General features: G+C 53.7%; 2 protein-coding genes. One reads left to right on the top strand and one right to left on the bottom strand.

All coding sequences use genetic code 11. The features are described from left to right. The coding region (locus tag ACP5D4_RS21340) for a hypothetical protein (RefSeq protein ID WP_428013617.1) at nucleotides 1-1,105 on the bottom strand (1,105 nt) is incomplete at its 3' end. 280 nt (nucleotides 1,106-1,385) lie between these two features. Between ACP5D4_RS21340 and ACP5D4_RS21335 the strand changes: the two genes are divergently transcribed. Further along, complete coding sequence (locus ACP5D4_RS21335; RefSeq protein ID WP_428013616.1) at nucleotides 1,386-2,894, top strand: UbiD family decarboxylase; 1,509 nt, start codon at nucleotides 1,386-1,388, stop codon at nucleotides 2,892-2,894. The last annotated feature ends 199 nt before the right edge of the window (nucleotides 2,895-3,093 follow it).

Here is a 3,093-nt window from a genome sequence, read left to right as displayed (position 1 = left end):
CGACCGAATACACCGTGCCGTTTTGTAACAGAGTTTGACGGGCAGCTAACTCTAACAAATCTTCAGCGTTACGCTCTCGAGAAGAGTCCATCTCCACATGGCGCGTTTGCGGGTCGAACCGTCCCCAGCGTCGGACGCCTTCAGCGACGAACAGCGTATCCACTTGACCGGAATAGGCAGCCGGAACGATTTCCTCAAGGCGATCGGTCGCTTGTCCGGTGCCCGCGAGTTCGTAAAACTGCTCTCGCGCCTGTTGCTGTTGTCGTTGAAACTCGGGTGCGATCGCTTGCCAAGCCTGACGGTGTAGCGTTTCCGGTTTCCACTCGTCGGGATTGCCTTCAACCCCTTTCTCAAGCAGGTGCGGATAGCTGTTCGCGTCCCGGTAAATCGGCAGTAGGTAATCGACTCCCGCTAAAACCAGCGGACGTTTCGAGTCGCCCAGTTTCTCGCGCACCGCATCATCGACTTGGTGGAAATAGCGGCGAATCGTCTCTTTTCGATCGCTCGTCGCTGCCCCTTGTCCGTAGCGAACCGTCGTCGCCGGACCGCCCGTGTAAATCTGGACTTGTTTTTCGGGATCTTCGTATGGCAGGGCTTCCGCCAGACCTTGCGGCGCGTTGTCGAACTTAAGCTCTTCGATATGGTGGCGCGTTCCCCGCAACAACCGCACGCCGTTGAGACTCAACGCCAGCACGTAGAAGTCTCGATCGTTCGAGAGCAGGCCGAACAGGGGTTTGAGGTAAAACCGATTGCCCACGACGACCAGCGGCTCGAAATGATGGGGCAGACGATAGTGGAAAGACGTTCCCTCTGCCAAAAACAACGCTAAGCCTTGGTTCTGAGACTGCCAAAAACTCCGGTTATCCGGTTGGATCGGTTGTTTGGCCGGTTGTAAAATGGCCTCGATCTTCGAGGCAGGAAACTCCTGTTCCTGAAGCTTTTGTGCGGCCTCGCTCACGAGATTTTTTAAGCGTACCGGATCTTCGCGCACGGCAGGCGTCCCTGCCTGATGAGTCGGCATATATAGGGACACGCAGGGATCTCGGGAAATTTGCGTTAAATCGTTTAACTCGGATCGAATAAATGAAGCGATCGAGATAGTCATATATAAAACACCTCGGATTGTCTATCTCTATTTCTATTGGAGAAAACAACGAGGAAATTTACATCTTTCTATAGGCAGACACTCTTTTGATAGATGAGGGGATGATGCTCAGTGGTGCAGAAAACTTTTCGAGATCTGGGATTGACAAAATACACAAAATATGTATTTAAGTCCCCGCTCCCAGTTGGCCATGCTAAGTTAAAGCCGTCCTAGAAGGACGGCGTAAAAGACCCAAAATTTTCGATAATAAGAAAAACGCAACGGTAACAAAACGTAAAGCATGGCACGAGACTTACGGGGATTCCTCAACCTACTCGAAGAACGCAGACAACTGCGCCGCATCAACGCCCTAGTCGATTCCGACCTCGAAATCGCCGAAATTTCCAACCGGATGTTGCAAGCAGGCGGTCCGGCCCTCCTGTTCGAGAACGTCAAAGGCGCAGAGTTTCCCGTCGCCGTCAACCTGCTGGGGACCGAACAGCGGGTATGTTGGGCGATGAACATGGAAAAACCCCAGGAACTCGAAGAACTCGGCAAAAAACTGGGGATGTTGCAACAACCCAAACCCCCGAAAAAGATATCTCAAGCCATCGACTTCGGAAAACTCCTCTTCGACGTAGTCAAAGCCAAGCCGGGACGGGATTTCTTTCCCCCCTGTCAACAAGTCGTCGTGGAAGGCGACGACCTCGACCTTCACAAAATTCCCATGATTCGCCCCTATTCCGGCGATGCGGGGAAAATTATCACTTTGGGATTGGTGATTACCAAAGACTGCGAAACGGGAACCCCCAACGTGGGCGTGTATCGGTTGCAGTTGCAATCGAACAATACCATGACGGTGCATTGGCTCTCAGTTCGCGGCGGGGCGCGACATTTGCGGAAAGCCGCCGAACGGGGTCAAAAACTGGAAATTGCGATCGCCCTCGGCGTCGATCCCTTGATTCTCATGGCGGCGGCGACGCCGATTCCCGTAGACTTATCCGAATGGCTGTTCGCCGGACTTTACGGCGGTTCTGGGGTTCCCCTGACGAAATGCAAGACCCTGGATTTGGAAGTTCCCGCCGCATCGGAATTCGTCCTCGAAGGAACCATTACCCCCGGCGAAATGCTTCCCGACGGACCCTTTGGCGACCACATGGGCTATTACGGCGGCGTGGAAGATTCGCCGTTGATTCGCTTCCACTGCATGACGCACCGCAAAGATCCTGTGTATCTCACCACCTTTAGCGGTCGTCCGCCGAAGGAAGAAGCGATGATGGCGATCGCCCTCAACCGCATTTACACGCCGATTTTACGGCAGCAGGTGTCCGAAATCGTGGATTTCTTCCTTCCGATGGACGCCTTGAGTTACAAAGCGGCAATTATCTCCATTGACAAAGCCTATCCCGGTCAAGCCCGCCGCGCCGCCTTAGCCTTTTGGAGTGCCTTACCGCAGTTTACCTATACGAAGTTCGTCATCGTCGTTGACAAAGACATTAACATCCGCGATCCGCGTCAGGTGGTGTGGGCGATTTCCTCGAAAGTCGATCCCAGTCGCGATGTTTTTATCCTCCCGAACACGCCTTTCGACACCTTAGATTTCGCCAGCGAGAAACTGGGGTTAGGGGGACGCATGGGAATCGACGCCACGACGAAAGTTCCCCCCGAAACGGAACACGAATGGGGAGAACCGTTAGAATCCGATCCGGAGGTGGCGAAAATGGTCGATCGACGCTGGGCGGAATACGGCTTAGCCGATCTCGATTTAGAGGATGTCGATCCCAACAAGTTCGGTTACGAAGTCAATTAACCCCGAACCGTAGGGTGCTGTGACGCGGGGGCAAAAATGCCGCCCCCCACCGTAAAATGACATTCCCGCGTCACGCACCGCCCCCATCCATCCCATCGATACAACAACGTATCGGATGGAATCTTTCACCTCATCTCATCATCTCCTCATCTCATCATCCCCTCATCTCATCATCCCCTCATCTCATCATCCCCTCATC

Origin of the sequence: Baaleninema sp., from assembly GCF_049974805.1 — a bacterium.
Taxonomy (GTDB): Bacteria; Cyanobacteriota; Cyanobacteriia; order Cyanobacteriales; family Geitlerinemataceae; genus Baaleninema.
This window is presented reverse-complemented; position numbering and strand designations above follow the sequence as displayed.

Bases quoted from the DNA above. Each gene is read 5' to 3' on its own strand.
- ACP5D4_RS21335 (WP_428013616.1), top strand. From the start codon at position 1,386: ATGGCACGAGACTTACGGGGATTCCTCAACCTACTCGAAGAACGCAGA.